The 24,948-nt window shown below is 63.3% G+C and carries 26 protein-coding genes and 1 tRNA gene; 15 read left to right on the plus strand and 12 right to left on the minus strand.

What is annotated here, in order from left to right:
• Positions 1 to 152 precede the first annotated feature (152 nt).
• Complete coding sequence (locus ACOGXC_RS00425; RefSeq protein ID WP_419918775.1) at positions 153 to 1,091, minus strand: TIGR03619 family F420-dependent LLM class oxidoreductase; 939 nt, start codon at positions 1,089 to 1,091, stop codon at positions 153 to 155.
• Between the two features lie 95 nt (positions 1,092 to 1,186).
• Here ACOGXC_RS00425 and ACOGXC_RS00430 point away from each other — a divergent pair, with 95 nt between their 5' ends.
• Positions 1,187 to 1,969 carry an enoyl-CoA hydratase/isomerase family protein gene (locus ACOGXC_RS00430; RefSeq protein ID WP_419918776.1) on the plus strand — a complete coding sequence of 261 codons (783 nt, stop codon included), beginning with the start codon at positions 1,187 to 1,189 and terminating at the stop codon, positions 1,967 to 1,969.
• Between the two features lie 1,063 nt (positions 1,970 to 3,032).
• On the opposite strand, the gene ACOGXC_RS00435 is transcribed toward ACOGXC_RS00430, so the two are convergent.
• Positions 3,033 to 3,332 carry a putative quinol monooxygenase gene (locus ACOGXC_RS00435; RefSeq protein WP_419918777.1) on the minus strand — a complete coding sequence of 100 codons (300 nt, stop codon included), beginning with the start codon at positions 3,330 to 3,332 and terminating at the stop codon, positions 3,033 to 3,035.
• Positions 3,333 to 3,510: 178 nt separating this feature from the next.
• Between ACOGXC_RS00435 and ACOGXC_RS00440 the strand changes: the two genes are divergently transcribed.
• Together ACOGXC_RS00440 and ACOGXC_RS00445 are read left to right on the plus strand one after the other, a co-directional pair.
• On the plus strand, positions 3,511 to 4,005 hold the full coding sequence (locus ACOGXC_RS00440; RefSeq protein WP_419918778.1) for a MarR family winged helix-turn-helix transcriptional regulator: 495 nt from the start codon (positions 3,511 to 3,513) through the stop codon (positions 4,003 to 4,005).
• Positions 3,983 to 4,831, plus strand: coding sequence for a TauD/TfdA dioxygenase family protein (locus ACOGXC_RS00445; protein ID WP_419918779.1), 849 nt, complete (start codon positions 3,983 to 3,985; stop codon positions 4,829 to 4,831). The genes ACOGXC_RS00440 and ACOGXC_RS00445 overlap by 23 nt, the downstream gene beginning before the upstream one ends.
• Before the next feature lie 38 nt (positions 4,832 to 4,869).
• Here ACOGXC_RS00445 and ACOGXC_RS00450 read toward each other — a convergent pair whose 3' ends face one another.
• The 3 genes from ACOGXC_RS00450 to ACOGXC_RS00460 form a co-directional block, all read right to left on the minus strand.
• Positions 4,870 to 5,655: an SDR family NAD(P)-dependent oxidoreductase gene (locus tag ACOGXC_RS00450; protein WP_419918780.1), complete on the minus strand. Its 786-nt coding sequence runs from the start codon at positions 5,653 to 5,655 to the stop codon at positions 4,870 to 4,872.
• 102 nt (positions 5,656 to 5,757) lie between these two features.
• On the minus strand, positions 5,758 to 7,035 hold the full coding sequence (locus ACOGXC_RS00455) for a cytochrome P450 (RefSeq protein ID WP_419918781.1): 1,278 nt from the start codon (positions 7,033 to 7,035) through the stop codon (positions 5,758 to 5,760).
• 120 nt (positions 7,036 to 7,155) lie between these two features.
• Positions 7,156 to 8,799 carry an FAD-dependent oxidoreductase gene (locus ACOGXC_RS00460; RefSeq protein WP_419918782.1) on the minus strand — a complete coding sequence of 548 codons (1,644 nt, stop codon included), beginning with the start codon at positions 8,797 to 8,799 and terminating at the stop codon, positions 7,156 to 7,158.
• Between the two features lie 128 nt (positions 8,800 to 8,927).
• On the opposite strand from ACOGXC_RS00460, the gene ACOGXC_RS00465 reads away from it, so the two are divergent.
• From ACOGXC_RS00465 to ACOGXC_RS00475, 3 genes are all read left to right on the plus strand, one after another.
• On the plus strand, positions 8,928 to 9,707 hold the full coding sequence (locus ACOGXC_RS00465) for an SRPBCC family protein (protein WP_419918783.1): 780 nt from the start codon (positions 8,928 to 8,930) through the stop codon (positions 9,705 to 9,707).
• A gap of 130 nt (positions 9,708 to 9,837) precedes the next feature.
• Positions 9,838 to 10,620, plus strand: a complete 783-nt coding sequence (locus ACOGXC_RS00470) for an SDR family oxidoreductase (RefSeq protein ID WP_419918784.1) — start codon at positions 9,838 to 9,840, stop codon at positions 10,618 to 10,620.
• A 74-nt stretch (positions 10,621 to 10,694) separates the two neighbouring features.
• Positions 10,695 to 11,759, plus strand: coding sequence for a hypothetical protein (locus ACOGXC_RS00475; protein WP_419918785.1), 1,065 nt, complete (start codon positions 10,695 to 10,697; stop codon positions 11,757 to 11,759).
• Positions 11,760 to 11,937: 178 nt separating this feature from the next.
• Here ACOGXC_RS00475 and ACOGXC_RS00480 read toward each other — a convergent pair whose 3' ends face one another.
• Complete coding sequence (locus tag ACOGXC_RS00480) at positions 11,938 to 12,099, minus strand: hypothetical protein (RefSeq protein WP_419918786.1); 162 nt, start codon at positions 12,097 to 12,099, stop codon at positions 11,938 to 11,940.
• A gap of 423 nt (positions 12,100 to 12,522) precedes the next feature.
• Between ACOGXC_RS00480 and ACOGXC_RS00485 the strand changes: the two genes are divergently transcribed.
• Together ACOGXC_RS00485 and ACOGXC_RS00490 are read left to right on the plus strand one after the other, a co-directional pair.
• Entirely contained in the window at positions 12,523 to 12,675 is a 153-nt protein-coding gene (locus ACOGXC_RS00485; protein ID WP_419918787.1) for a hypothetical protein, read from the plus strand.
• Positions 12,672 to 12,806 (plus strand): hypothetical protein, encoded by a 135-nt coding sequence (locus tag ACOGXC_RS00490; RefSeq protein ID WP_419918788.1) that lies wholly within the window; start codon positions 12,672 to 12,674, stop codon positions 12,804 to 12,806. The genes ACOGXC_RS00485 and ACOGXC_RS00490 overlap by 4 nt, the downstream gene beginning before the upstream one ends.
• A gap of 51 nt (positions 12,807 to 12,857) precedes the next feature.
• On the opposite strand, the gene ACOGXC_RS00495 is transcribed toward ACOGXC_RS00490, so the two are convergent.
• From ACOGXC_RS00495 to ACOGXC_RS00510, 4 genes are all read right to left on the minus strand, one after another.
• Complete coding sequence (locus ACOGXC_RS00495) at positions 12,858 to 13,991, minus strand: DUF222 domain-containing protein (protein ID WP_419918789.1); 1,134 nt, start codon at positions 13,989 to 13,991, stop codon at positions 12,858 to 12,860.
• A 347-nt stretch (positions 13,992 to 14,338) separates the two neighbouring features.
• Positions 14,339 to 15,106 carry a DUF1295 domain-containing protein gene (locus ACOGXC_RS00500; RefSeq protein ID WP_419918790.1) on the minus strand — a complete coding sequence of 256 codons (768 nt, stop codon included), beginning with the start codon at positions 15,104 to 15,106 and terminating at the stop codon, positions 14,339 to 14,341.
• 57 nt (positions 15,107 to 15,163) lie between these two features.
• The gene (locus ACOGXC_RS00505) at positions 15,164 to 16,000 is read right to left on the minus strand and encodes an acyl-CoA thioesterase (protein ID WP_419918791.1); all 837 of its coding nucleotides are present in this window, start codon (positions 15,998 to 16,000) and stop codon (positions 15,164 to 15,166) included.
• A 77-nt stretch (positions 16,001 to 16,077) separates the two neighbouring features.
• Entirely contained in the window at positions 16,078 to 16,929 is an 852-nt protein-coding gene (locus tag ACOGXC_RS00510; protein WP_419918792.1) for an SDR family oxidoreductase, read from the minus strand.
• Between the two features lie 290 nt (positions 16,930 to 17,219).
• Between ACOGXC_RS00510 and ACOGXC_RS00515 the strand changes: the two genes are divergently transcribed.
• The 4 genes from ACOGXC_RS00515 (at position 17,220) to ACOGXC_RS00530 (ending at position 20,362) form a co-directional block, all read left to right on the plus strand.
• Positions 17,220 to 17,354, plus strand: a complete 135-nt coding sequence (locus ACOGXC_RS00515) for a hypothetical protein (protein WP_419918793.1) — start codon at positions 17,220 to 17,222, stop codon at positions 17,352 to 17,354.
• 54 nt (positions 17,355 to 17,408) lie between these two features.
• Positions 17,409 to 18,239, plus strand: coding sequence for an enoyl-CoA hydratase (locus ACOGXC_RS00520; protein ID WP_419918794.1), 831 nt, complete (start codon positions 17,409 to 17,411; stop codon positions 18,237 to 18,239).
• Positions 18,240 to 18,310: 71 nt separating this feature from the next.
• Complete coding sequence (gene manB, locus ACOGXC_RS00525; protein WP_419918795.1) at positions 18,311 to 19,654, plus strand: phosphomannomutase/phosphoglucomutase; 1,344 nt, start codon at positions 18,311 to 18,313, stop codon at positions 19,652 to 19,654.
• Between the two features lie 57 nt (positions 19,655 to 19,711).
• The gene (locus ACOGXC_RS00530; RefSeq protein WP_419918796.1) at positions 19,712 to 20,362 is read left to right on the plus strand and encodes a hypothetical protein; all 651 of its coding nucleotides are present in this window, start codon (positions 19,712 to 19,714) and stop codon (positions 20,360 to 20,362) included.
• A gap of 30 nt (positions 20,363 to 20,392) precedes the next feature.
• On the opposite strand, the gene ACOGXC_RS00535 is transcribed toward ACOGXC_RS00530, so the two are convergent.
• Complete coding sequence (locus tag ACOGXC_RS00535; protein ID WP_419918797.1) at positions 20,393 to 21,484, minus strand: hypothetical protein; 1,092 nt, start codon at positions 21,482 to 21,484, stop codon at positions 20,393 to 20,395.
• 169 nt (positions 21,485 to 21,653) lie between these two features.
• Positions 21,654 to 21,727: transfer RNA gene (locus ACOGXC_RS00540), tRNA-Gly, on the minus strand.
• A gap of 253 nt (positions 21,728 to 21,980) precedes the next feature.
• Between ACOGXC_RS00540 and ACOGXC_RS00545 the strand changes: the two genes are divergently transcribed.
• The 3 genes from ACOGXC_RS00545 (at position 21,981) to ACOGXC_RS00555 (ending at position 24,948) form a co-directional block, all read left to right on the plus strand.
• The gene (locus tag ACOGXC_RS00545; protein ID WP_419918798.1) at positions 21,981 to 22,727 is read left to right on the plus strand and encodes an arylmalonate decarboxylase; all 747 of its coding nucleotides are present in this window, start codon (positions 21,981 to 21,983) and stop codon (positions 22,725 to 22,727) included.
• 75 nt (positions 22,728 to 22,802) lie between these two features.
• Positions 22,803 to 24,017, plus strand: a complete 1,215-nt coding sequence (locus tag ACOGXC_RS00550; protein ID WP_419918799.1) for an FAD-dependent oxidoreductase — start codon at positions 22,803 to 22,805, stop codon at positions 24,015 to 24,017.
• A gap of 142 nt (positions 24,018 to 24,159) precedes the next feature.
• Positions 24,160 to 24,948 (plus strand): hypothetical protein, encoded by a 789-nt coding sequence (locus ACOGXC_RS00555; protein ID WP_419918800.1) that lies wholly within the window; start codon positions 24,160 to 24,162, stop codon positions 24,946 to 24,948.

Here is a 24,948-nt window from a genome sequence, read left to right on the forward strand (position 1 = left end):
CGGGTGTTCGGCATCGACCGGGGTGGTGGCATCCGGCCAATCCGGTCCCGAAACGTCGATGCGGGTTCACACCGGGTGTTCGGCATCGACCGGGGTGGTGACATCCGGCCAATCCGGTCCCGAAACGTCGATTCGGGTGATTCATCGGGCCGCTAGCGTCCGGTGGCCGAGCGGAAGGCATCCACCACTGGGGCCAGGTAATCGTGGGCGGCGGCGGAGTCCTCGGGTATGGGCAGGTGCGCCCGGAAGTCGGTGACCCCGGCATCAGCCAGCGGAGGCACTTGGCCCATGGTGGCGGCGAGATCCACTCCGTCGGCGGTGCGCACCACCGGGAGGGTGCCCACCACCCCTATGCCGGCGGGATCACGATCGAACCCGGCTACCACCTCCCGCATCCTGGCAATGTTATCAGCCATGTCACCCCCCATGTCGTCGCCCCAGGGGATCCAACCGGCCCCGAACCGGGCCAGCCGGCGCATGGCCCGGGGGTTGAGCGTTCCGCTCACCCAGATGGGCACCCCGCCGGGCTGTGATGGCTGGGGTTGCATGTGGATGCGCGAGAACGTGAGGTGGTCGTCGTCGAAGTCGGTGGGGCAGGATGCCCAAAGTGCCTGGCAAACCGCCAGGGTGTGGTCGAGCAGCTCGCCCCTGTCGGCGAAGCTGAGCCCTGCGGCCTCGTACTCCTCGGCCTGCCATCCCACGCCCACACCGAGGTCCACCCGGCCGCCGGTGAGCACATCCAGGGTGGCCAGCGACTTGGCCAGGATCACCGGGCGGCGCAGGGCGGCCAGGAGGATGTTGTTGCCCAGCCGGATGTTGCTGGTTATGCCCCCCAACAGGGTGAGGACGGTGGTGGGCTCCAGCCAGTGGCCATCGGGACCGGTGGGCTGGCGACCGCCGGCCATGCCCCCCAACTCGGGCCGGCCGTAGGCTTCCAACTGCTCGCCGAACACCACGTGGTCGCTCACCACCAGCTTGTCCACACCGGCGGCATCGGCGGCCCGGGCCAAGTCCAGCATCTGCTGCCAACCCCCCGGACCGGGATCGGTGGCGGCGAAAGTACGGAGTTGGATGGAAAGCAGCGGGGTCATGGCTCCTTGCTTAGCCGATCATGATGACAAATTGCGCAGCGATAGGATGGGGCTTTCATTCATACATCACCCCGGTGGGGTAAGGAGTCTTAGTAGTGGGAGAGTTCGTAAGGATAGAAACCGGTGAAGCAGAAGGTGTTGCCACCTTGCGGCTGGACCGGCCCAAGGTGAATGCCCTCAACTCGCAGGTTGTGGCCGAGTTGCACCGGGCAGCCGATGAGCTGGCCGGCCGAGGCGACATCCGCTCGGTGGTGGTCTGGGGGGGCCCGAAGGTGTTCGCCGCCGGAGCCGACATCACCGAGTTCTCCGGGGCGAAAGCCGATGAGGCCCGAAAGCTGAGCCAGAACATGAACGGTGCCCTGCGGGCGCTGGAGCAGTTGCCCCAGATCACCGTCTGCGCCATCAACGGCTACGCCCTTGGTGGGGGGTGCGAGCTGGCCATGGCGGCCGAGTTCCGGCTGGTGGGCGAGAGCGCGGTGCTGGGCCAACCCGAGATGCTGCTGGGGATCATCCCCGGCGGGGGCGGTACTCAACGACTGAGTCGCCTGGTGGGGATCACCAGGGCCAAGGAGTTGATCTACACCGGGCGAACCGTGAAGGCCGAAGAGTCGGTGGCCATCGGCTTGGCCTCTGCGGTTCACCCCGACGGTGAGGTGTACGAAAAGGCGGTGGATATGGCCGCCCGTTACGCCGCCGGGCCCGCCGCGCTGACCATGGCCAAAAAAGCCATCCTCGACGGTTATACCCTGCCGCTCGACGAGGCTCTGGCGGTGGAGGTGGAGGCCTTTGCCGCCTCATTCGACACCGAGGACGCCCAAACCGGCGTGGCCAGCTTTCTCGACAGCGGTCCTGGCAAGGCGGTGTTCGCCGGCCGTTGAGCGGCGGGGCCGGCTGGTGGGTCGGCTGGTGCATTCTCCCCGGGGCTCGTGGGGCCGTAGCGGTTCCACAGCCAGCCGGTGACCGCACCGACCAGTATCATCACCCCCCCGATCAGGGCCATGTCCATGAGGCGACCGTTCAGGTCTCCCACCAGGGCCTCGTGGATGGCCTGGGCCGCCCGGACGGTGTCGGTTTTGTCGATCAGCACGGCCAGCAGCGCCCGGGTGCCGTAGATTCCCACCCCCAAAAGGCCGGCCATGGCCACGATGCCGGCACCGGTGCTCCACAGCACCCGGGGTCTCGACGGTGACAGCAGCAGGGCCACGATGCCGCACAGCAGGATCAAGGTAATTGTGGAGGAACGCCGGTCCTGGAGCTGACCCAAGAACTCCCAGAACCGGTCTCCGGATTCGGCGCGCCGCAGCACGGTCACCGTTCCCGCGCCGGCCGGGGGCGTGACACCACTCAGAAAGGCCAGCTCGTCACGGGTGACGATCTCCGCCAGTGCCTGGTTGAAGATGGGTGCCAGATCGACTTCGACGCTTCTGGCTTGGGGATTGGCCACTGCGGTGCCCCCCACCACGGCCAGGACATCGCTGTGAGCCTGCCGCACCGCCCGTTCCAGCAATTGGTCGTTGGCCTCGTCGGTGAGCAGGCTCCCGACCACCGCCTGGACCTCGTCCCGGATCGCCTGCTGGACACCGGCCGAGCCCGCCGGGGTGACCGGAAGATCCGCCATCTCCTCTGCGCCGGAGACGAAGGCAGCGGCCACAACACTGTGGACGTTCTCGTTGTCGAATATGCCGTCGAGTTCCTCTGTGAAGCGATTCTCGTCGAACAACACCAGGTTGGCGTAGGTGGTCAGCGCGGAGAACCCCGAACCCAGCACCACGATGAGCAGCAACAGCAGGGACACGGCCTCGCGCACCGTTCTGGAGGTGACGCTGCGCCATGAGCGCACGAACTGCTGGAAGTAGTCCTCCACCGTAACCAGTCTGCCCGCCTGCCGACCGGCGTTGGCGCAATCTATTCGAACAGTGGGCCGACCGGCGTTGGCGCAACCTATTCGAACAGTGGGCCGACCGAGGATACCTGGTACTTCTGGAGGTCCATTCCGGTCAAACCCAGATCTCCGATGGTGGCACCGAACGATGCCATGTGGGGAGCCTTGAAGTGCTCAGCCAGAGCTTCTTCGCTCTCCCAGCACTCAAAAATGCGTATCCTGCCCGGTTCCTGCACCGAGAAGCAGTAGTCCAGGTTGCCGCCTTCAGCCCGGGATGCGGTGGCCATTTCCCCTGCTGCGGCCATGAACGCCTCGGTGTTCTCGGGGGGCAGGTTTGCTGTGCCGGCTATGACGATCATGGTGCCTCCTCGGTGGGCTCATTGACCAGCATAGATTAGCCACGCAGATGTTGGCCGACGAGAACGTCGGCAAGGAGATGGGCCCGGTCCCCCACGATCTGCGCCGGAGTGGGCGGGTATCGCCGTGAGCCCGCCAACAAGAGATGAGTGGGGGTCGGTCACCTAGAGTGGCGGGGAGATGCTGCCGTTCGATCCCATCAGCGAGGCCCGGCGCAACTGGCAAGCCCATGATTGGCGAGCCGTTGACGCCATGTCGGCGGCCACATCCATCACCCGGGCCAACCAGCTCGTGATCGGGCGCATCAACGAAGCCCTCGCCCCGTTCGACCTGACCTTTTCCCGGTTCGAGGCTCTGGCCCTTTTGCACTTCTCCCGCCGGGGCTCGCTACCGCTGGGCAAGATGGGTGACCGGTTGATGATCCATCCCACCAGCGTTACCAACGCCATCGACCGTCTGGAGCGCGACGGGTTGGTTCGACGGATACCCCACAGCGTCGACCGCCGCACCGTTCTGGCGGAGATAACCGATGAGGGTCGTCGAGTGGTGATCAAGGCCGCTGACGCCTTGGCCGATATCGAGTTCGGTCTGGCCGGTCTGTCGCCCAGAACCATCAGAGTGCTGGACGATGCCATAGGCAAGCTCCGCCGGGATGCGGGGGACTTCGGTGGGTGAGCAGATGACCGGCTTGGACATCCGCCCGCTTACATCGGACATCGGTGCCGAGATCATCGGGGTGGATCTGCGTGATGAGCTCGACGACGCGGTGGTGGGCACCATCCGCCGGGCGCTGCTGGACCACCTGGTTGTGTTCTTCCGCGACCAGGACATCACCCCCGACCAGCACCTGGCCTTCGCCGGGCGGTTCGGTTCCATCAACGTGGCCCCCTTCGGCCCCAAGCTGGAGACCCACCCGGCCATCACCGTGCTCGATCAGATCGCTCCGGTGGGAGGGTTGGCCGCCCGCTGGCACAGCGACAACACCTACATGCCCAACCCGCCGCTGGGTTCGATCCTTAGAGCGGTGGAGCTGCCCGACATCGGGGGTGATACCTGCTTCGCCAACATGTACCGGGCCTACGAGGAGCTTTCCGGGCCGATGCGGTTGTTAGTCGACGGGCTGGAGGCGGCCCATGACCTCACCTATACCCTCACCCGGGCCATTGATGAGGGGCTGGCCCGCGAGCACCTGGACACCATGCGGGCTCAGTACCCGGAGCTGATCCGGCCAGTGGTGCGGATCCATCCCGAGACCGGGCGCAAGGCCCTGTTCGTGAACAGCAACTTCACCACCCGCCTGGTGGGGCTGACCGAGGCCGAGAACGACTCGTTGCTACCGTTGCTGCTGAATCACGTGCGCTCCCCCGATTTCCAGTGCCGCTTCCGCTGGGCCACCAATTCCATCGCCTTCTGGGACAACCGCTCCGTCCAGCACTACGCCGTCCCCGACTACACCCAGCGCCGTGTCATGCACCGGGTGACGATTGACGAGGGTGACTGATGGTGGGGGATTGATGGTCGGGGCTGGGGCCGGACCGGTTAGACCGTGAACGCGCCGTCGATGTCGAGCTTTTGACCGCTGATGTAGTTGGCGGTGTCGGAGGCGAGGAAGCAGGCGGCTTCGGCGATGTCGATTGCCTTGCCGAAGCGCCCCAGCGGGATGTTGGCGCGAGCCACCTCCAGGGCCCGGTCGTCCAAATCACCCTCGGCCATGAGCCGGGCGGCCATTCCGTCTTCGAGCATGCCCGGTCCTACACAGTTGGCCCGTACCCCGAAGCGCCCCTCCTCCACCGCCACCGCTCGCATGAGCGACTCCACCGCGCCCTTGGGGATGGATGACAGGGAGTCCCGCTTGGGGAACACCGTGGTGGCCGCCGTGGTTATGTAAACGATGTTGCCCTCCGAGGCCCGCAAGTGGGGCAGCGTGGCGACGGTCAGGTTGAACGCCCCGATGACATCGGCCTCTATCTGGCGGGCGAACAGGTCGGGGTCGGTCTGCGACAGGTAAATCTGGGGGACGTGGGGTCCGGCTGCGCTCACCACGGTGTGGAGCCCGCCCAGCACCTCGGCGGCTTCGGCGGCGAACTCCCGTATCGCTCTGGGATCGTCCAGGGCCGGGTTCCCCGAATGGGCCTCGATGCCAAAAGCCGCTAGGGATGCCGCCACTGCCTCGGCCGCTTCGGCGTTGGACCGGTAGGTGAACGCCACCGGGCTGCCCCGCCGGGCCAGCAGCTCGCAAACGGCGGCACCGATACCGCCGCTGCCCCCCGTGACCAGCGCCCCACCGTCCCGACCGGAGAAATCATCCCTCAAGGGTACTGACACCGCCGAGGATGGTTCTGCTCCTGCATAATGAATCAAAGGTAGGCGCTCATCTGCGACATAACCCGCATCGTGTGATTCTCGCGGGTGTTGGTTCCAGGGGCCTCAGGGGGCATCGTGTGATTCTCGCGGGTGTTGGTTCCAGGTGACATCTATGGGCAGGTGTTCGTGGCGGCGGACGAACATGCTGTTCTCCCACCGGGGTGGATCGTCGGTGGCCAGCGAGAACCAGCGGCTCTGGTGCAGCAGTGCTTTCAGCGAGCACGAGGCCTCGAGGCGGGCCAGCGGGGCACCCACGCAATGGTGGATACCCCGACCGAAGGCCAGGTGGCTGCGGGGGATGCGACGGTTCAGCACCACCTGGTCGGGCCGGTCGTGCTCTGCCGGGTCGCGATTGGCAGAGGACCACAGCAAGAAGACGGTTGTACCGGCCCTGAGACCGACTCCCCCCAACTCGCAGTCGCGCCTCACCTGGCGGTAGTGGCCCCGGAACGGCGACTCCAACCGCAGTGCCTCCTCCATGAAGGGTTCGATCAGACCGGGATCGGCTCTAACCTGCTCCTGGAGCTCCGGATCCTCGGCCAGCATTCGCACCGCATTGCCGATCAGCGAAGCGGTGGATTCACCTCCCGCACCGAGCAGGATCACCAGCGTGCCGATGGCATCGGCCACCTCCAGATCGCCATCGGCCACAGCCCGGGCGCACACCCCGACCAGGTCATCGTTTCGGGAGCCATCGGCCTCGAGGAGCTTGGTGGTCAGGTAAGCCCCGGCCTCGCCCGCCTCCTCGGCCAGCGCGGCCATGGTCTCGGGTGGGTGGACTCCAGCCAGCAGTTGGCCGCCGTGCAGGGCCCACCGCATCACCTGGGGCCAGTCCTCGTCGGGCAGGCCGATCAGCTTCCCGATGACCCGGGCGGGCACGGGATGGGCCACGGTGCCGGCCCACTCCACCCGGGTTCCCCGGGATCGGGCGTCGGCCAGGTGCTCCGCGAGGATGGATTCGATGTCTGAACGCATCCCCTCCATGCGACGAGCCACCAGTTCGGGGAAAACAACGCTGCGGTGCTTGGTGTGCTCGGGCGGATCGGCGGTGGCCAGGGTGGTGGTGCCCCCGCCGAGATGGTCGGTACGGAATAGAACCGGTGAGCCGTTGTGACCGGTGGCCACCAGCACATCGAGGTGGTTGGAGAAGTCGTCGACCCGGCGGAGCGCCTCCACGATCAACTCATGGGTTGCCACCAGGGCCAGGTCGAGGCCCGGCACCCGCCACACCGGATGCTCCCGGCGGAGCTGCTCGTAGAACGGGTAGGGATCGGCCCAGACCGCCGGATCGATGACCGTCCGGGCATTCAACACGGCGACCGAGGACACGGCAGCGTTCATAGCAAATACCTAGGGGCTCTTGTCAAAAGGCTCCGGTTTTTGGCATAGCCCCAGCACGCTTTGCCAGAAAGCTACCGGGCGGTGGAGCCTTCCCAGCTCCAACCTTTGGTAGTGTTACAACTAGCTTTTTTCAGGGTAGTTTTTGAATTGCAGTTCGTGGTCGAAGCGGGTTCTAACGGTTTCAATTTCTTGGGTGGTACGGGTGCTGTTCCAACCCAGTAGCTCGGCCATGCGTGCGGCTGCCGGGGTGAGGAGAGCCTCGCGCTCGGCGGGGGTGTACCAGGCGGCTCGGGTGCGGCGATAGATGAGGTCCTCCAGGGTGAGTGCACCGTCCACCATCACCGCCCATTCGATCTCGCCGGTCGCCACCCGCCCGCCGGGAACGACCGGTTGCGATCCCCTGGCCAGCACCTGACTGGTCTCGTCGCCGTAGAGCCGTACCAGGCGATCAGCCATCGGTCTCGCCACACCGGTGGTGGTAGCCACCGAAGCGGCATGATCGTCGAGGTTCGATGCCAGGTTACCGCCGGGAAGCGGTTCGGGCCCCGGGCTCGGCCCCAGTCTTAGCCCCAGCCGATCGGCCACGAAGTCGAGCACCGTCATGGCCATGATCCGAAAACCGGTGAGCTTGCCGCCGGCGACGGTTATCATGCCGCCGGTTCCCACCCATACCTCTTCCTTCCTGGAGATCTCCTGGGCCTTCTTACCCTTCTGGGCCACCAGCGGGCGCACACCGGACCACGCCGCCACCACGTCGTCGAAACCCAGGGGCTCGACATCGAAATAGCGTTCGAGCGGGCGCAGCAGGTACTCCACATCGGCGGGCTCGATCTCGGGCCAGAGGAACTGGTCGCCGTGGTAGGTGGTGTCGGTGGTGCCGATAGCCACGGTGTCGCCCCGGGGAAGCAGGAAAATGGTGCGCTTATCGGGAGTGCTCACGACCATGAGATTCCTCACCGGTAGCCGGGCCGCGTCCACCACCACGTGGATGCCCTTGGAGGGGTGCAGTCGATTGACGGCGATTTTCTGCTCGAAACCGGCCAGGTGCTCAACCCACGGCCCGGTGGCGTTGACCACCGCGCCGCCCCGGATCTCCACCCGCTCGCCGGTAACCTCACAGGTGGCTATAACCCCGCCGATCCGGTCGCCCTCCCAGATCACCCCCACCACCGGGAGCCGGCCGGCTACCTGCGCTCCGGCCGCCACCGCGTCGCGCAGCACGGCCAGCACCAGTCGGGCATCGTCGGTCATGTACTCCCGGTAGGCACAGGCCCACGGGAACTCGTCCCGGCGGAGTCGGGGTTCGCATTCACCCAGAGCGTCCCGGTCCCAGATGAGGTGGCGGTCGGCATCATCCACCGCCCCGAGCTTCTCGTAGGTGCCGATCCCGGCTCGGAACTTCATCAAGCTGGCCCGACTCCCGGCCGGCACCACCATCCAGCAGGGCTCGGCCAGGTGGGGGGCCATTTGATGAACGGCCCGGCGTTCGGGAGCGGTCTCGCGCACCAGGCCGATGTCACCCATGGCCAGGTAACGCAGCCCGCCGTGGATCAGCTTCGAGGAGCGCGACGACGTGCCGGCCGCGAAGTCGTTACCCTCCACCAGCGCCACCCGCAGCCCTCGCCGGGCTCCGTCGCGAGCCACTCCGGCCCCGGTGATGCCCCCTCCGACCACGACCAGATCGAACCGTTCGCCCTCCAACCCGGCGAGCAGGCCAGACCTCGAGGCCGATGACAGCGACGGCGGGGGGCAGGGTTCGGACACAGAGAAGTAATTGATACTACCGGCCACTCAAGCGGGTTTTTCGTGTTGGTCGTCGATGCCGAATTTCGGGTTGGGTGTCAAACCCCTGGCCCCGCGCCGGTAACCCCTATGGGCTTATAGTTGGGGCCATGCCGCAACGGTCGCACTCCATCGAGCTGGAGGTGGAGGTTCCGGGAACCGCTCAGCAGGTGTGGAGGGCGGTGGCCACCGGGCCGGGCATCTCCTCGTGGTACGTGCCCCACACGGTGGAGGAACGGGCCGGGGGAGCAGCCATGGCCTCGTTCGGGCCGGGACCGGAGATGCAGGTTCCCGGGCGGGTGGCGGTGTGGGAGCCGCCCCGGCGGGTGTGTTTCGACGGTGGTGAGGGAGCCGGCGGGCTGGCCTTCGAGTGGACGGTGGAGCCCCGGGGTGGCGATAGGTGTGGGGTGCGGCTGGTCAACACCGGCTTCGGTACCGGCGGGGAGTGGGATGCCCAGTACGACGGCATGGTCGAGGGCTGGGGGATGTTCCTGCTCAACCTCCGTTTGCACATGGAGCACTTTGTGGGCCAAACCGCCACATCGATGCTCCCCACCGCCATGGGGCCCGGCTCGCGCCATGAGATTTGGGCCGCGCTGACCGCGGCGCTGGGAATCCCGCCGGCCCCAGGCATCGGTGAGCGGATCGAGACCCGAGCGGCTGGTGTCACCGCTGTTGGAGGCACGGTGGTGGACACTGCCCCTCAGCGGATCGCCCTGCTGCTGGATAGCCCGGCGGCGGGCACCGGTTTCGTGACTGTGGAGGCCTACGGTGAGCAATCCGGGGCCTCGGTCTGGCTCTACCTGTACGGGGATGTCGGGGTCGGGGTTGCCGAGCGGGACGGGCCCCTCTGGCAGGATTGGCTGGACGAGGTTGTAGGGGGTGCCTGAGGATGATATGCCAGCACCCCGTGGATCGATTTTCCCGAGGTTGTAGGGGTCACTTGAGAATGAACATGCCGGCACGACCGCTATGGCTCCTGCTGGGATAGCCGATCTCGAGGAGGGTTTGAGGAGGGGTATGGAGTCACTGGTTGGGCGCAGGATTCTAGTGGTGGGGGCCTCGTCGGGATTGGGCCGGGCCACCGCCATCGAATGCAGCCGCCACGGTGCGGAGGTGGTGTTCTCGGCCCGGCGCCGGGATGTACTCGAAGCAGCGGTGACCGATGCCGGAGCCGGCCACGCGGTGGTCATTGATGTGCTGGATCCGTCCAGTATCGAGCGGGGGGTGGCCGAGGCGGTAGGGGTGCTCGGCGGGCTCGATGGTGTTATCTACACCTCGGGCATGTCACCCATGGCACCAATGGCCGAGTTGACCCCAAACGACTGGCAGGCGGTCTTTGGGGTCAACACGTTCGGGCCGAACCTGGTCATAAGCACCGCCCTGCCCCACCTCAGTGAGGACGCGGTGGTGGTCACGGTATCGTCGGATTCGTCGGAGCAGCCCCGCCATTCGCTGGTCCCCTACGCCGCATCCAAGCGAGCTCTGGAGGCCACCATGGATGGATGGCGTACCGAGATACTGGGGAACCGGCGGTTCGTCACCGTGATCCTCGGGCCCACCATGCCCACCGAGTTCGCCAATTCCTTCACCCCCGAGGCTTTCGAAGCGGCCATCGCTCACTGGCAGCGTCAGGGCCTTCGTACCGGGATAATGCAGGCCGAAGAGGTAGCCCACGGCCTGACCGCTTGCCTGGCCGCGCTGTACGCCGCCCCCACCTTTGGTATCGAGTCGCTTCTGCTGCGGGCCCCCGAACCCGAGATGCCCAACGAATACTCCACCCTCGAGGATTCCCCCACCTGAAACCTGAAGCAAGCTCCAGCCGGGCATCTGGGGCAATCACTGATATGGATTGGCGAGTTGTGTAATATCGCTCCATGTCGTTCTCGAAAGTACTGGAAGATATTCGCTTTTCACCAGAACCGCCCAACGAAGAAGCAGCCAAGTTCAAGATCATTGCTCCAATCTTGCAGAACTTGGGGTGGGACATTTATGGGCCGCAGGTGCTGTATGAACACTCTGTTGGTAAACAGCGAGGTGGAGGTCGAGTTGATATCGCCCTCAAGGGGGCTCGCAGGTTGGTTGCTATAATCGAAGCAAAGGCACCGGGGTCTGACCTCAGCAACCATGTGGCCCAGGTATTGGGCTATGCATTCCATGAGGGTGTGGAGATTTGCGCGCTAACCAATGGCTTGGAGTGGTGGCTATATTTGCCTCGGGAGGGGGGCGATCCCGAAGAGCGTCGCTTCATGGTTTTGAGCATTGCTGATGACCCCGTTGATAGGCTAGCCGATGACTTGGAGACCTTTCTCAGCAAGACTGCCCTAGAGTCAGGTGATGCAGTTTCAAAAGCCAAGCAAGTGCTGAAGGCGGAGCATGAGAGGGTTCTGCTTGGTCAGAGGATCCCAGATATATGGCTTAAGATGGTTAAGCAACCAGACGAGGAGTTGCTGGAGATTATAAGTAAGAGGGTCTACAATGAGATAGGCTTGCGTCCGACTAGAGAGCAAGTAATTGATGTGTTGCATGACCGACCAGTGAGGAAAAGACCTGTCAAAAGCGATCTACCTAAAGCTATTTCCAAACCAGATTCGACTAGGGCACAAAAAAGGCGTACTCCTCAACAGACAAGTCTGCCCACCTCAATGATATTATTTGGTGTAAGCTACACCATACATAGACATGCCAAAAGCTTTGCTACTCTTGTTGAAGTACTGTATGAACGAGATCAGGCTTCTTTCGGGAAGTTGTTGGATTTAGGTCGAGGTAAGCGCCCATATGTATCACAAGATGCAAGCGAGCTCATTCGGGCAAAAAGGGTAGGAACATCAGATTATTTTGTTGAAGTCAACCTTAGTGGAGCAGATATCTGGCGGCGGGCTAGACTGTTCATGAATCACTTGGGCTACAAGGAAACTGATCTACAACTCTTATACGACTAACCGTCACTTTTAGGGCGGCGGAGGTCGTACTAAATGTCGAAGATCTGGCACCATTCGGGGCGGTCGTGGCCGTCGTATCTGGAGTTGGCCCAAAAGACGGTGGCTGAGATCATTACCGCCGCAACGAGGATGGCGGCGATGATCGCCCGGTGACCATTCGAGATACTGGCAAACATCATCAGGTGCAGGAGTCAACCATGGCGAGGATAAAGCCACCAATTATGACGGCAAAGATGATGATCCCCCAGAAGGCCACTGTCCCAAATATGATCGTTCCCAGGCAGCCCATAGTGGTTTTGCCGACCGGCCCCAGTTTTTCCCATTCCTCATCATCCATCATTGAACATGACCCTCATCGAAGCAGCGTTGCCGTTCGGCAATAGTCAGGTCGGCCCCGACATGGAAGTCACCGGGGGCGGCGTTTTGCCAGGCCCGGCATCGGTCATCGAGGGTAAGGTTAGTCGAAGGGGTTGAGGCTTCGTGTAAAGTACCCACCATGACCGACCATCTCGGATGGATACCTAATGTCCGCCTCCTAGTCGGAGTCATCACTGCTTCGATCCTCGCGACGGCTTGGGCCGTACCATCATGCGGCGGTGACAACCCCACCTCGACCCCTGACACTTCAACTACCTCGACCCCTCGGCCAATAACCCCCCGAACCCCCGCCCCTCCGGCCCGCCCTGCCTATTGTCGCCATTACGACGCTTGGGACGCTGCCGAATCCTTATCACGCCAGATTGAGGCTCGGAACGGTGACGACATGAGTGTTTGGCCCGACCGTGACCGCCAGGCATGGTTCGACGCGATGGATGATCGGACCGCTGCCGCCAACCGGATGTGGGATGCCGTACCGTCCACCCTCGGCGGCCAATCCGGGCCAACCTGGGATGATGTACGCGGTGAATGCCGATGAGCGCTGAGGAAAAACTGAACAAGGCGGCCAATACCCTGATGGGTCTCGGATGTGCCCTGACGATAGGCATACCCGTCATCATCATCTTAATTGTCATCATTATCGCGGTGTTCGACTCACTCTTCGGCTAGCTAGGGCCGATCTAACGGGGTTTTTACCCAAACGCGGCCTACACCTAGACATCAAGGCCCTGCACCTGGATCGCGGCTACGAGGTCTGTGTGGGGGTGGGGGTTTGAGTCGGTGTCGGCCTTTGGGGTCGGTTGTGAGGGTGTGGCCGTGTTTGTGTATTTTGGTGTGGCAGTTCGGGCAGAGTAGTACGAGGTTGTCGATGTTGGTGGTTCCGCCTTGTTCCCACGACAAGATGTGGTGAACTTCACAAGCAGTGGCCCTAAGCCGGCAGCCCACGCAGTGTTGGTCTCTGGTGTGTAGGCCCAGTTTTTGGGTTTGGGAGGCTGCTCGTTGTTTGCGGCCCAGGTATAGGGGCATCTCGTTGGAGTTGAAGATGGCTGGTACCACCCCGGCGTCGCAAGCTATGTGGCGTAGTTCGTCGACGCTGATGGGAGTGCCGTCGATGAGGCTGGCATTTTTGAGTTGGCCTTTGAGGGTGTCGTAGTCAACTTTGACCAAAAGGGTGGTGGCCTGCGGTGCCGGGTCGGTTTGGTTGTCACCGGCTGGGGTGGCAGTGCTGGGGGTTTGGGTTATGAGGTTCACCAGCGCGTCGGCGTAGCGTTGCTTGTGGGTGCGGTCGCGGCCCGCTTGGAAGTCGTCGCGGAACATGCGAGCGCATAGATCATCCAGAGCGGTTTTGACTCGCTCACCGGAGATGCTGTCGAGTTCGGCGCGAAGGATGACCATGTCGTCGTCACCGTTGAACACCGCAGCCTTGCGGCGGCGACGCTGGCGTTCACAACGAGTGGGGGCTTCGCCGCTGCGGCGTAGGTCTTCTTTGTGCAACACGGTTTTTTTGAACTCGTCCAAGTCCTGGAGTATCGCCAAACCGATTATCTCCACCTCCTGGGCGGAAGAAAAAGACACTCGCTGGTTCGACTCACCAATCAAGCGGGCGTGATCCACTGACACCAAACCTTCAGCGGTGGCATCCAACGTAGCCGCCAAGCCTTTGAGCAACCAAGTGCTTTTGGCTTGGCGGCGAGCTGCGTATCGGCCTCTACCGAACTGCCCACACACATTTTCAACTGAATCATTGCCCTCCAACTCACCCAACCGAACCAGCATCTCAGCTACAAGGCCCTCCAACTTGCGACGAGTACGATCAGCATTAAGAATCAACTGCACCAACTCGCTGGAATCCATACTGGAATAATCAACACCGGCACAGCAAGGGCGACTACAACAACTCTGGATTGCTTCATGTTGGGTTGTTTTGTTTAGGTTTTTGTGTTGGCTGGTGGGTTCAACTGCCATACCTACAAGTCTACCAACCCCGGTGACACTTACCCTCCAGATTCACCACATAAAGCAAAAATAATGGGAATAATATATTTGAGGGTGCGCGAATAGGCAGGATGTAGTCCGGTGTGTTGGTTGAATTGTTGGGATCGGGTTGCGGTCCTGCTTCCTATCCGCACGTGCTCTTAGACTGCGCTGGCACCCTCAAAACCCCAAGTAAGGGGAGTACATCAACCCAAGTATGCAATTCCCTAACTTTTCGGGGGGCGGGGTATGAATGGGCTGGTTTGACGGATGTACTTGTCGTATCCGGGTCGGTTCTTTTTCAGGCTGCGCTCCAGCATGGGCACACCGGACACCCGGAGCAGGAGCGAGGTGATCACTGCTGGGCCGATCAGGCCCACGATGCCGATGGGGGTGGAGGCGGCCACCAGCCCCATTCCCCACCAGGCAGTGGCATCGCCGAAGTAGTTGGGGTGGCGGCTGTAGCGCCACAGCCCCTGATCCATCACCCTGCCGGCGTTGGCAGGGTCGGCCTTGAACCGGGTGAGTTGCCAGTCGCCGATGGTCTCGAACCCGAAGCCGATCAGGAACACCACCGCGCCGGCAACCCACAGCCCGACCCAGCCCCGGTCGGCTTCCCCGATGCCGAGCTGGAGGGGGAGCGACACCACCCACATGACCACCCCCTGCAAGGCGAAGACGCGCACCAGGCTGGTGATCCAGAATCGGTTACCGCCCCCGCGGCGCATGGCCTGGTAGCGGAAGTCCTCCCCCTTGCCGATGTTGCGTATCGCCAGATGGATGGCCAGGCGCAGTCCCCAAGCCGTGGCCATGGCTACCAGCAGCGCGGCGCGCACCCCGTGCCCGCCGGCAACCAGCCAGCTCGCCCAGGCCACCACCACGAACCCGAAGCCCCAAAGGATGTCCACGATGCTGGCATCTCGAATCGCCACGCTGATCGCCCAAACCACGAGCATCATTCCCGCGATCACCGCTGCGGCAACCCAGAGGACCATCACCGGTCATTGTAGGTCGCTCGGTGCCGGTATTGAGCGGTGGTTGCCCCGATCCCCTCACATGGAGCGGGAAGGGTCCATTGCGGTGGGGGCGGCTCGGGCCATGGAGTCCTGGTGGAACACTGCCACCAGTTGGCCTTCGACGGTGAACACCTCGCCCTGACCGTAGACCCGGCCGTTGGCGGCCTTGGTGGCGCGGAGCTGGATCAGCAGCCACCGGGACACGTCGAGACGGTCGAGGAAGTGGATGGTGTGGGCGATAACCCCGGTGGACAGGGTGCGATGGGCATCCTCGATACGGACGGCATCGCGATGGGGGCGCATGGCCAGCCCGATGATGCTGCCGCAGGTGGCCCAGCCGGCGATGCCCTGGTTGGCCGCTTGAGGTCCCGCTCCCGGTTCGTAGCGGTGCCAGGCCCGCTCAACCGGTACCCCATCGATCTCCGGCTCGCCGGGTACCGGGCGCCACTCGGCGCCGGGGAAGATGAACGCGAAACCGGGGTCCAACCCACCGGCGGCGGGCACGCCGGGCATGACCGGTTGGTGACGCATTAGATCGTCATCCACCGTGTTCATCAGGATCATGGCCCGGCTCAGCAGCTTGCCCTCCTGGTAGGCGGTCACCGTGTCGCTGGCCCAGGTGCGACCCGCCTGCATGGATTCGACCTCCACCTGGATCGGCCGGGTATGGGTGCCCGCCCGGGCGAAGATGGCGTGAACCGAGCGGATGTCCTTGACACCGCCACTACTTTGGTCGGACGCCATCATCATCTGGGCCATGAGCTGCCCGCTGAACACCACATCACGCCCCTCGGCCGACCCCGCCGGCTGGGTGACCCGGTACCGCTGCTCCCCGATCTCGACCAGCTCCAAAAGCTCGGGCAAATCGCTCATTTTTCCGGATCGCTCATTCGTTCATGCCGAACATGGCCGGGTTGTTCATTCGTTCATGCCGAACATTGCTGGATCGCTCATTCGTTCATGCCGAACATGGCCGGATCGAACTCCATCATGCCTGCCATTACCTTTACGAACGGGTCATCCCAGCTATCCACCAGCGAGGCACTGGTGTGCCCCTGATCCACCAGAAGGTTGATCCCGTTGATGCCGCTGGCCGCGTCGCTGCTCAAGAACAGAAGCGTGTCGCCCATCTGCTCGGGAACCAGGGTGGGCACATCGGCGGCCTCCCGGTAACCGGCCCCGAATCCGAGCCACACGTCCGCGTTGGCCCGGGCCAGAGGGGTGTCGGTGGGGCCGGGCATGATGGAGTTGATGCGGATACCCTTTTGCAGGAAGGGGAAAGCCTGGCTGGCCACGTACCCGTTGATCACCTGCTTGCTGAACATGTAGCTGTCGGTGCCCTCGTGCTCGTCGATCCACGCTGCGGCGGTATCCCAGTCGGGAGTGGCCAGGAAGTCCTTGACCGTATCGAGGTTGTCCATCCAACCCATTCCGGCGGCCGAGGAGATGAACGCCACCGAGCTGCCCCGTCCCAGCTTGCCCATCCTGATCAACCCCTCGACCAGATGGCGTTGCGACGTGAAGTTGATCAGCATCAGGTTGGGGGTGCCGTCGGCCACCCCCGCGCAGGCCAGCACCGCGTGTATCGGTTCCTCGATGGCCTCTATGGCGGTGTCCACGCTGGGCTGCGAGCTCAGATCGACCTTGATCGACCGGGCGCATTCGTAAGCCACGTCGGCCACGTCCAGCACGATGGTCTCAGCCCCCAGCCCGGCTGCCTTCTGGGCCGCGGCTGCCCCCATGCCGGTGGCACCACCCACGATCAACACCCGCTTGCCCTCGTAGTTGACCAGATCAGCCATTGCCTGCCCCCTTGTTGGTTACCGGTTGATCAAGTGAAACAGCCCAAACCGTAGCTTGAGGATCCCCACCAAGCGCAGGTCAAGCGCAGCGGAGCGAGGGCTTGGCTGTCGAGTGCTCCCGTTTGGCCGGCTTGAGGACCCCCGCCAAATGCATTGGGAGGCCAAGCGCGTTGGGATGAGGGGGACGGTGAAATGACCCTGACCGACGCGATCTGGGGTCGTGGCATCAGAGTAAGCAGCGGGGCCAACGCCGCTCGAGATGCTTATCTCATGCTCGTGTTCCAGCGGGTGTGGCTCGAGTAACCAGCGGGGCCAACGCCAACGCCGCTCGAGGCCCGCTGATCGACCACGAGGCGCTGAGGTTGAGCACACCCCCGGCGTGGTCACCAAGCGGCAAGGGGGCACCGTTCATGTTCTCTGGGTAGGATGACCGGGCGGTTGCACCCCAGCTTTGGGCCGGATCAGATGAGGACATTCCCATGGACGAGTTGAAATACATCGATTACGAGGTGGCCGGCGCGGTGGCCACCATCACCCTGGCCCGGCCGGAGAAGGCCAATGCCCAGAACGAGCGGATGCTGGACGAGTTGCACGACCGCTTTCTGGCCGCCGAGTACGACGATGAGGTGAGGGTCATCGTGTTGCGGGCCCAGGGCCGGCATTTCTCCGCGGGCCACGACCTGGGCGGCAATACCGATGCCGATCCCGATGCGGTTTCGTTGAGCGAGCCCGACGGGCGCTGGCACCTGAACAGGATTTACCGGTGGGAAGCCCGCAAGTACCTCGGATACTCCTGGCACTGGCGCAACATTCCCAAGCCCACCATCGGGGCCATACAGGGCAAGGCCATTGCCGGTGCCCTCAACCTGATCTGGCCGCTCGACCTGCTGGTGGTGGCCGACGACGTGGAGTTCTCCGACCCGGTCGTGCTGATGGCCATCGGCGGGGTTGAGTACCACGGCCACACCTGGGAGCTGGGTGCTCGCCGGGCCAAGGATCTTCTGTTCACCCAGCGCACTCTGGGGGCCGAGGAGGCCCTCCAGATCGGGCTGGCTCGGGAGGTGGTGCCCCAGGACGAGCTGTGGGACCGCACCCAGGAGCTGGCCGAGCAGATCGCGGCCAACAACGCGTTCGGTCTGGCCCAGGCCAAGCGGGCGGTGAACCAGACCCTCGACGTGCAGGGCTACTACTCGGCTCTCCAGTCGGTGTTCGACGTCCACACCGTCGGCCATGGAAACGCCATCAGCATCAGCGGCTATCCCATACTGATGCGGCTCGACGAGATGAAGCAGAACCTGAAGAAGCAATAGTACGAAGCAGCAACAAAGCAATAGATAACAGAGCAACAGATAGATAGAGCGGCAATGGATCGGTTGGCAGCATGACCACCGACTACAACGCCATCTTCAAGGCTTACGACATCCGGGGCACCGTTGGGGATCAGCTCGATGCCGATGGTGCTCGGGCCATCGGTGGGGCTTTCGCCCGGTTCGTAGCGGTGCCGGGGATTTCGGCAGTGCTGGTCGGGCGGGACATGAGGCCCGAGGGGGAGGAACTGGCCGCCGCCTTCAGCGATGGGGTGATGGACCATGGCCTCGATGTGGTGGACGTGGGGCTGTGCGCTACCGACATGCTCTATTACGCCTCGGGGAGCCTCGGTCTGCCCGGTGCGGTGTTCACCGCCTCCCACAACCCGGCCGGTTACAACGGGATCAAGATGTGCGGTCCCGGCGCCGCACCGATCAGCTCCGACACCGGGCTTGTGGCCATCAAGGCCATGGCCGTGGCCGGCCCCGATCCGGCCCCGATCAGGGGTGATCGCACCCGCCGGGATGTGCTGGACGGCTACGTCACCCACGTGCGCTCGTTCGTGAACCTGGATTCACTGGTGCCGCTGCGGGTGGTGGCCGATACCGCCAACGGCATGGGCGGCCTGGTGGTGCCTGCGGTGTTCGACGGTTTGCCCTTCGTGCTCGACCACCTCTTTCCCGAACTGGATGGCACCTTCCCCAACCATCCGGCCGACCCTCTCCGGCCCGAGAACCAGCGGGATCTGCGGAACCGGGTGCTGGCCACCGGTGCCGATGTCGGGATGGCCTTCGACGGCGATGCCGATCGCATGTTTCTGGTGGATGAGAACGCCCGACCGGTTTCGGGGTCGCTGACCACCGCCATCATCGCCCGCTCTATCCTGGAGCGCGATCCCGGCGCGGTGGTCATCCACAATCTGATCTGTTCCCGGGCCGTGCCCGAGGTGATCGCCGAGGGGGGTGGTACCGCGGTGCGCACTCGGGTGGGCCATTCCTTCATCAAGCAGGCCATGGCCGAAACCGGTGCGGTGTTCGGGGGTGAGCACTCGGGTCACTACTACTTCCGGGACAACTACCGGGCCGACAGCGGGCTGATCGCGGCCCTGGTGGTGCTGGAGGCCCTGAGCCACCATCGGGCAGGTTTATCCGATCTGGTGTCGGGCCTGGAGCGCTACGCCGCCTCGGGCGAACTCAACACGGCGGTAGAGGATGCTCCGGCGGTGATCCAGCGGGTGGCTGCCGCCTATCCCGATGCCATCCAGGACCGCCTGGATGGGCTTACGGTGAATATGGGTGATTGGTGGTTCAACCTGCGCCCCTCCAACACAGAGCCCCTTTTGCGACTGAACCTCGAGGCCTCCACCCCGGAAGAGGTTCAGCACCGGGTGGCTGAGGTACAGGCCCTCATGACCTGAGGCGGACATCTCCTCTCGAAAGTCGGTGGTGGTTAGGGCCAGGGGCTGGTAGGGTGGGTGGACCACCACGACAGCAAGAGAATGGGGAGGGCGATGGCAGCAGACCTGATAGGCGAAATCATTGTCGGGGTAGCGGTCCTTATTGTTGGCAGCGGGATCGCCATGCTGCTCAGGTCAAACTTCGCCAGCCTGCGAAGAGACAATTCTGATCTCCGGTCGGAGATGAACAGCAGGTTTGCGGATCTCCGGTCGGATATGAACAGCAGGTTCGTTGCTCAGGACAGCAGGTTTGCGGATCTCCGGTCGGATATGAACAGCAGGTTTGATGCTCAGGACAAGAGGTTTGATGCTCAGGACAGCAGGTTTGATGCTCAGGACAAGAGGTTTGATGCTCAGGACAGCAGGTTTGACGATCTCCGGTCGGATATGAACAGCAGGTTTGATGCTCAGGACAAGAGGTTTGATGCTCAGGACAGCAGGTTTGACGATCTCCGGTCGGATATGAACAGCAGGTTCATTGCTCAGGACAAGAGGTTCGACACTGTGGAAAAGAAAATCGACAAACAGAGCGAACAAATCAGTGAGATGGCTAAGGATGTTGTTCTTTTGGTGGATCGCGTTGGTGTCAGAGACCGCCTGGCTGAGAGGTACCCCAACATTGGCAGTCAACCGGAAGAAGCTGAAAGGCAAGTAGAAGCCGGAGTCTGAGAGCCCTCCACCGTCTGTGTTTTGTTGGGGTTAGGGGCTGGTGTTCAGGGTGATGAGGGTTACTTTGGGTTCGATGTCGGTGGTGGGTTGGTTCCAGCGTAGTCCTATGGCGCCGAAGCGGTGGCCGTCGGTGTACATCCAGTTGCCGAAGCCGGGGTTGGTGTGGGCCACCACGATGCGTACCGATCCGTCGGGTTCGTAGTGGGCGGTGTGTTTGTTGATGGTGACCGGTAGGTGGCGGTAGTCGAGGCTTTCCATCCAGCGGTTGTCCACCTGGAAGTTCCAGTAGAAGCATTCCGGTGGGGTGAACTCGATGAGCAGGCCCTCGTTTTCGGCCAGGTCGTAGGCACCGTGGCGAAAGATCTGGTTCGGGTCGCCCCATGCGCCCCGTTTGGGTTTGACGTTGAGGGTGAGTTGGTTGCGGGCATGCGTCCCGAGGTCGTCCACCCAGCCGGAGAAGGTCGTTGCCGTGCCCGATACCGATGCCACCGCCGACGCCAGGACCTTGGCCACCTTGTCGGCCGACAGCGGGGGTGGCAGCTCGTCGTGGTCCAAACACTCAATGCTCACCGTGGCCGGTGTCTCCCGAACCCGATCCAAATAGAACTGCCGAACGGCGATGATGGTGGGTTCGGGTGCGGTTTCCAGCCAGACATCGCCTCTTCGGGTGGGGCCGACATGAATCTCGTAGTTGCCGTCACCGTCCAGGATCAGATCGTGGCCGTGGATGAAGCCGGCTCGCCCCAGACGGTCCTGGCCGGCACCGTAGTTGCCGGTGAAGGCTGAGAACGAGAGGTAGTGGATCGTCCCCCGGTTCCCGGTGATGCGGTAGTGGAGCCGCCCGTCCACCGATCCCGACATGTATTGGGCATCGGGGTTGTCGGAGCCGATCTTCACCTGGTCGGGCATGGTGGTTATGACCGGGAAGCGCCCGCTGCCCGTCTCGAAGCCGCTGTAGAGCCCGCCCCGAAGCAGGCGGCAGAGAAACCGGTAGCCCTCGATCCGGTCCAGGTCGCAGGTGGACCGCTCCTGCACCAATGCTCCGGCGGCCTTCAGCGCGTCGCAGAACTCATCCCATGCCTGCCCGGAAATCACCTTGGCGGCAGCGTCGCTGGTGCTCATGGTTGTGGATCCGGCTTCAAGGCTTTGCTGACTCATCTCACCATTTAATCGAAGATGAGCGGAGGCTGCATGGGATCAGAGCGCCAGCCGGAGGGCTTCCGGGTCGCTGCCCACGTTGAACTTCACCCCCTGGGCTCCCACTCTCTCGATCCAACCGGCGGACTCGGTGTGGAGCGGGTGACGAGAATCGAACTCGCGTCATCAGCTTGGGAAGCTGGGGTTCTACCACTGAACTACACCCGCAGGTGACCACCACAGTAGTCAGGTCGCCACCGCGGTTGCCCACTGTTTGCTGGATATGTGGTGAGTCGCCGGCAAGCTCTGCGGGTTCGTTGGGCGCAGTTCGAGTAATCGGCATTGAACAGCACTATTGTTCCGGCTTGCGGAACAGCATTCCGCAACGAAGCGAGCCGGGAGGAGAACTCGTGCCTGATGTAGTCGGTTACCGCCATCTGGGAGCAGCTAGCTACCAGCCGACACCCGGGGAGGAGAACTCGTGCCTGATGTAGTTGGTTACCGGGCCAAGATCGGGGTCATCGTGCCCTCGACCAACACCGTGGTCGAGCACGACTTCGCCCGGGTGCGGCCCCCCGGGGTCACTTTTCACAGCGGGCGCTTTCTGGTCGAGGCCCCCGATCTGAGCAGCGACGAGGCCTTCTTGCATTTCCTGGACCTCATCCGCAAGACCATCCCCACCGCGGTGCGCGACATAATGACCTGCAAGCCCGACCACATTCTCATGGGGATGTCGGCGGAAACCTTCTGGGGTGGCAAGGAGGGCAACGCCGCGTTCTCGGCCCGGGTTCGGGAAATCACCGGTGACATTGCCATGACCTCGGGAGCGGCGGCCTGCAACGCGGCGCTCGAGAGGCTGGGGGTGTCGCGTATCGCCTGCCTCACCCCGTACCAGCCGGCAGCCGACCAGCAGGTCTACGGCTACTTCACCGAATGCGGGTTCGACGTGAAGCGGGTTCACGGCTTGCGCTGCGAGTCGGCCACTTCCATTGCCGATGTGACCCCCGAGACCCTGGTGACGCAGCTAAAGGCCCTCGACGGCAACGACATCGATGCCATCGTGCAGTGCGGAACCAACCTGTCGATGGTGGAGGTGGCCGATCAGGCCGAACGCTGGCTGGGTAAGCCGGTGCTGGCCATCAACGCCATCTGCCTGTGGCACGCGCTGCGAACCCTGGATATTGACGACCAATTTGTTGGCCATGGAATGATGCTGCGCGAGTTCTGATTCATGCCGCCCCTGGGCTTTTACAAAAAGATACCGGTACTGGTTGTGTGCATGATGCTGCGCGAGTTCTGATTCATGCCGCCTCAGGTTGTGGTTGTCGGGGCCGGTCCGGTGGGGTGTGTGGCTGGTGCCATGCTGGCCGCCGGCGGCATCGAGGTGACCCTTCTGGAGGCGGCCCCGGAACTTCCTCGACAGTTGCGGGCATCAACCTTTCACCCCGCCACGCTTGATTTGCTCGACCATTTGGGCGTGGTCGACGAGATGATCCGGCGGGGTTTGGTGGCCCCTCGTTTTGCCTACCGGGATAGGAATCATGGGGTGGTGGCGGAGTTCGATCTCGGGACGCTGGCCGACATCACCAATTACCCGTTCCGGCTCCAGTGCGAGCAGTACAAGCTGTGCGAGATCATGCTGGAGCGGCTTGGTCGGATGGACAACGTCACTGTCAGGTTCGGCACCGAAGTCACCGGGGCAACCGATCGGGGCGATACCGCCTCGGCTTTGCTGGCCTCGGGTGAGACGCTGGTGGCCGACGCGGTGGTAGCGGCTGACGGTGCCGGCAGCGCGGTGAGAAAATCGCTGGGTTTGGGGTTTGACGGCATGACCTATCAGGACCGTTACCTGGTGCTGTCAACACCGTTCGAGATGGCCGACCACCTCGACGGCCTGGCTTATGTCAACTACATCTCCGATCCCGAGGAGTGGTTGGTGTTGCTCCGAACGGTTGACCTCTGGCGGGCGCTGTTCCCGGTCGGCGATGATGAGACCGATGCCGAGGCCCTCGGCGACCGGAGTGTGCAGGGGAGGCTCAACGGGATCGTCGCCCGAAACGAACCCTACGAGGTGATCCATCGGACGATTTACCGGGTGCACCAGCGGGTGGCCGACCGCTTTCTGGTCGGTCGGGTGGTGCTAATGGGCGACGCCGCCCACATCAACAACCCGTTGGGCGGCATGGGCATGAACGGGGGCATCCACGATGCGGTGCTGCTGGGGGCATCCTTGGCCGCAGTGTTACGGGGTGACATCGACGCGGATCGGCTCGACCGCCACGCCGAGTTCCGCCGAACCATGGCCATCGACTATGTGAGAAGGCACACCCACCAGAATGCCCGGAGCCTGGCCGCTCCCGACGGAGCAGCCCGGCAGCGGGCCCTCGACCAAATGGCGGCCCGGGCCGCCGATCCCGAGGAGGCTCGAGCCTACATGCTCCAGGCCAGCATGATCGACGCGGTCACCCCGATGCGAGAAGAGCTCGAGGAGCTGGGCGTGAATCCGCGTGGCCCGTAAGTGTTTCGTTGACCGGAACGCTGTTTCGCTCTAGTGTGGACTTCGGGCAGCAAGCAAGGGAGACTTGGTGCCAGGATGAACTGGGACGGTAAGTCCCGGGGCGTTCATTTCCAGTTCTTGATTTTCAATAGAGGGGGATCCAATGTTGATTCGCAATCTGATCGTGGCGGTTGCCACCGTCGCTCTGGCCGGTTTCTTGATCGCTCCGCTTGCGGTAGCCGATCACGGTGAGGGGCACAACGGGGAGACGCTGGAGCTGTCGAAGATCGAGGGCATCGTCGACGGTGAGGTTGTAACCGTTACGCTCACCAGTTGGCTGCCGGGCAAAACCGCCACGATCGTCACCTGCTTCAATTATCCGGTGGCGGGCCCCACCGATTGCGAGCTGAGCAACTACGGTCAGCACACTGTCGATATAGACGATGACGGAACCGCGACCTACGATTATCCGGTAGCAGTGGTGCCCGGCCGGTGCGATGAGACCACGCAATGCTTCATTGTGGCCGGCGATGGCATCGGGGCCGAAGCTAACTCTGCCGCCCAGTTGGTCTCCTTTGCCGCCGCATCGGAGCCCGAGCCTGAGCCGACCGAGGAGATGGTGGCTACGCCTGAGCCGACTGAGGAGGTGACACCGACACCTACGCCTGAGCCCACCGAGGAGGTGGTGGCGATGCCTGAGCCGACTGAGGAGGTGGTGGCGATGCCTGAGCCGACTGAGGAGGTGGTGGCGATGCCTGAGCCGACTGAGGAGGTGGTGGCGATGCCTGAGCCGACTGAGGAGATGACGGCGATGCCTGAGCCCACCGAGGAGATGGATGATGACGGCGGCAGCTCGGTATGGGTCTGGCTGCTTCCGGTCATCATCGTCGTTGCGGTAGTTGCGGCCGGCTTGGCCGTATGGCGCGTCCGCCGCAGGGGCGCCACCGCTTGA

Origin of the sequence: Candidatus Poriferisocius sp. (assembly GCF_965202595.1) — a bacterium.
Taxonomy (GTDB): domain Bacteria; phylum Actinomycetota; class Acidimicrobiia; order Acidimicrobiales; family Bin134; genus Poriferisocius.

What these genes read in the sequence shown, in the direction of transcription:
- ACOGXC_RS00425 (WP_419918775.1), bottom strand. Translation starts at nt 1,091, where the DNA reads ATGACCCCGCTGCTTTCCATCCAACTCCGTACTTTCGCCGCCACCGAT.
- ACOGXC_RS00435 (WP_419918777.1), bottom strand. Translation starts at nt 3,332, where the DNA reads ATGATCGTCATAGCCGGCACAGCAAACCTGCCCCCCGAGAACACCGAG.
- ACOGXC_RS00440 (WP_419918778.1), top strand. Translation starts at nt 3,511, where the DNA reads ATGCTGCCGTTCGATCCCATCAGCGAGGCCCGGCGCAACTGGCAAGCC.
- ACOGXC_RS00445 (WP_419918779.1), top strand. Translation starts at nt 3,983, where the DNA reads ATGCGGGGGACTTCGGTGGGTGAGCAGATGACCGGCTTGGACATCCGC.
- ACOGXC_RS00455 (WP_419918781.1), bottom strand. Translation starts at nt 7,035, where the DNA reads ATGAACGCTGCCGTGTCCTCGGTCGCCGTGTTGAATGCCCGGACGGTC.
- ACOGXC_RS00465 (WP_419918783.1), top strand. Translation starts at nt 8,928, where the DNA reads ATGCCGCAACGGTCGCACTCCATCGAGCTGGAGGTGGAGGTTCCGGGA.
- ACOGXC_RS00470 (WP_419918784.1), top strand. Translation starts at nt 9,838, where the DNA reads ATGGAGTCACTGGTTGGGCGCAGGATTCTAGTGGTGGGGGCCTCGTCG.
- ACOGXC_RS00475 (WP_419918785.1), top strand. Translation starts at nt 10,695, where the DNA reads ATGTCGTTCTCGAAAGTACTGGAAGATATTCGCTTTTCACCAGAACCG.
- ACOGXC_RS00480 (WP_419918786.1), bottom strand. Translation starts at nt 12,099, where the DNA reads ATGATGGATGATGAGGAATGGGAAAAACTGGGGCCGGTCGGCAAAACC.
- ACOGXC_RS00485 (WP_419918787.1), top strand. Translation starts at nt 12,523, where the DNA reads ATGAGTGTTTGGCCCGACCGTGACCGCCAGGCATGGTTCGACGCGATG.
- ACOGXC_RS00490 (WP_419918788.1), top strand. Translation starts at nt 12,672, where the DNA reads ATGAGCGCTGAGGAAAAACTGAACAAGGCGGCCAATACCCTGATGGGT.
- ACOGXC_RS00495 (WP_419918789.1), bottom strand. Translation starts at nt 13,991, where the DNA reads ATGGATTCCAGCGAGTTGGTGCAGTTGATTCTTAATGCTGATCGTACT.
- ACOGXC_RS00500 (WP_419918790.1), bottom strand. Translation starts at nt 15,106, where the DNA reads ATGGTCCTCTGGGTTGCCGCAGCGGTGATCGCGGGAATGATGCTCGTG.
- ACOGXC_RS00505 (WP_419918791.1), bottom strand. Translation starts at nt 16,000, where the DNA reads ATGAGCGATTTGCCCGAGCTTTTGGAGCTGGTCGAGATCGGGGAGCAG.
- ACOGXC_RS00510 (WP_419918792.1), bottom strand. Translation starts at nt 16,929, where the DNA reads ATGGCTGATCTGGTCAACTACGAGGGCAAGCGGGTGTTGATCGTGGGT.
- ACOGXC_RS00520 (WP_419918794.1), top strand. Translation starts at nt 17,409, where the DNA reads ATGGACGAGTTGAAATACATCGATTACGAGGTGGCCGGCGCGGTGGCC.
- manB (WP_419918795.1), top strand. Translation starts at nt 18,311, where the DNA reads ATGACCACCGACTACAACGCCATCTTCAAGGCTTACGACATCCGGGGC.
- ACOGXC_RS00535 (WP_419918797.1), bottom strand. Translation starts at nt 21,484, where the DNA reads ATGAGCACCAGCGACGCTGCCGCCAAGGTGATTTCCGGGCAGGCATGG.
- ACOGXC_RS00550 (WP_419918799.1), top strand. Translation starts at nt 22,803, where the DNA reads ATGCCGCCTCAGGTTGTGGTTGTCGGGGCCGGTCCGGTGGGGTGTGTG.
- ACOGXC_RS00555 (WP_419918800.1), top strand. Translation starts at nt 24,160, where the DNA reads ATGTTGATTCGCAATCTGATCGTGGCGGTTGCCACCGTCGCTCTGGCC.